This is a genomic window from Streptomyces viridochromogenes, assembly GCF_001270495.1.
Lineage (GTDB): Bacteria > Actinomycetota > Actinomycetes > Streptomycetales > Streptomycetaceae > Streptomyces > Streptomyces viridochromogenes_A.
In genome coordinates, this window is sequence record NZ_LGUR01000068.1 from 1 (window position 1) to 1522 (window position 1522).

The following is a 1522-nucleotide window of genomic DNA, read 5'->3' on the forward strand; positions in this document are numbered from 1 at the left end:
CCTCAAGCCTTACTCCCCCGGCCACACAGGCTTCCGCTTCTCATTGAACGCGGCCACCCCCTCCGCCCGATCCCCCGAGAACGCCGTCGCCCGCCAAGCCGCGTCCTCGATCTCCAGCCCGGCTCGCAGATCCAGCCCGTGCCCCACCCGCAGCGCCCGCTTGGCGGACCGCAGGCCCACCGGCGAGTTCACGGCGATCCGGGCCCCGAGCGCCAGCGCCTCCTCCCGGTCGCGCCCCGCCTCCACCAGCTCATCGACCAGCCCCAGCTCCCGGGCTTCGACGGCCTCGACCCGCCGCGCCGTGAAGATCAGCTCCGCAGCCCGAGCCGCCCCCACCCGGCGCGGCAGCAACTGCGTCCCCCCACCACCCGGAATGACCCCGACCGACACCTCGGGCAGCCCCACCACGGCCGTACGGTCGGCCACGATCACATCGCACGACAGCGCCAGCTCGAAGCCACCCCCGAGCGCGAAGCCGTGCACCGCCGCGATCGTCGGCACCGGCAGCTCCAGCACGCCCGTGTAGGCGGCCCGGGCCACGGGCCGCTGCCGCACCAGATCGGCGTCGCTGAACGAGTTCCGCTCCTTCAGGTCCGCGCCGACACAGAACGCCCGCTCATGAGTCGAGGTCAGCACCACCACCCGTACCTCACGGTCCGCCCCCAGCGCCGCACACGCCCCCGCGATCGAACGCGCCATCTCCGTCGACACGGCGTTCATGGCCTTGGGCCGGTCGAGGACGAGCTCCGCGACCTGCCCGGCGCCCTCGTCACCGTGCCGCCTCACCAGCACGAACTCCCCGTACCGCTCCTCACTCATGACACCCTCCGGTTAACGCGGGTTAACAACACTCGCCCCGATCATCGCAGCCGGACCCCGCCAGGGAAAGGCCGGTCCCGACACCCCGTTCGAGTGACATCCCGCCCAACTCCCGCCCTACCACCAACGACAGCGCATAACGTGCGCGAGCCACGGCGTGTCGGGGGCGCGAGCGGGTTGGGAGGGGTCGTGATGAGCGGGACGACGGAAACAACGGCGGAATCCGTGACAGAAACCGGGACAGCAACGGGGACGGCAACCGGGGCGGTCGGTGCGGACGGCCAGACCGCCACCCGCCTCTTCGGCCCCCGCGGCCGCCACCGGCGCCCCCGCCCCCGCAAGGTCCTCCTGGCAGCCGGCGGCCTGGCCCTGGCGGCCGGCGCCCTCAGCCTCGTACGCCTGACCCCCGACACCGAGGTGGCGGGCCTGGGCGCAACGGAGACGGAGCCCGCCCCGGACTCCGACACAGGCACAGGCACGGACTCGGGCACGGCCACGGACAACTCGGCAAACGCCGCCGCCACCGTCCCGGCGGCCACCCCGCGGCCAAGCCCGTCCGCGACCTCCGTCATGGGCGGCCTGAACGCGACACCGACAACGACCATGATCGTCGTACCGACACCGAACACCTCAGCGCCACCAGGCCCCGACACGCCGCCGGCAGACACCCCGGCCCACCCGTCCGCACCCCGCCCACCAACGC

2 protein-coding genes are annotated in these 1522 nt (G+C 73.3%); one reads left to right on the top strand and one right to left on the bottom strand.

Going from position 1 to position 1522, the window contains the following annotated elements:
* Nucleotides 1-9 precede the first annotated feature (9 nt).
* The gene (locus ADK36_RS08795) at nt 10-819 is read right to left on the bottom strand and encodes an enoyl-CoA hydratase/isomerase family protein (RefSeq protein WP_048586846.1); all 810 of its coding nucleotides are present in this window, start codon (nt 817-819) and stop codon (nt 10-12) included.
* Nucleotides 820-1044: 225 nt separating this feature from the next.
* On the opposite strand from ADK36_RS08795, the gene ADK36_RS48705 reads away from it, so the two are divergent.
* On the top strand, nt 1045-1522 hold a 478-nt coding region (locus ADK36_RS48705), incomplete at its 3' end, for a hypothetical protein (RefSeq protein WP_159391100.1).

Coding starts and splice junctions, on each gene's coding strand:
- ADK36_RS08795 (WP_048586846.1), bottom strand. CDS start 819: ATGAGTGAGGAGCGGTACGGGGAGTTCGTGCTGGTGAGGCGGCACGGT.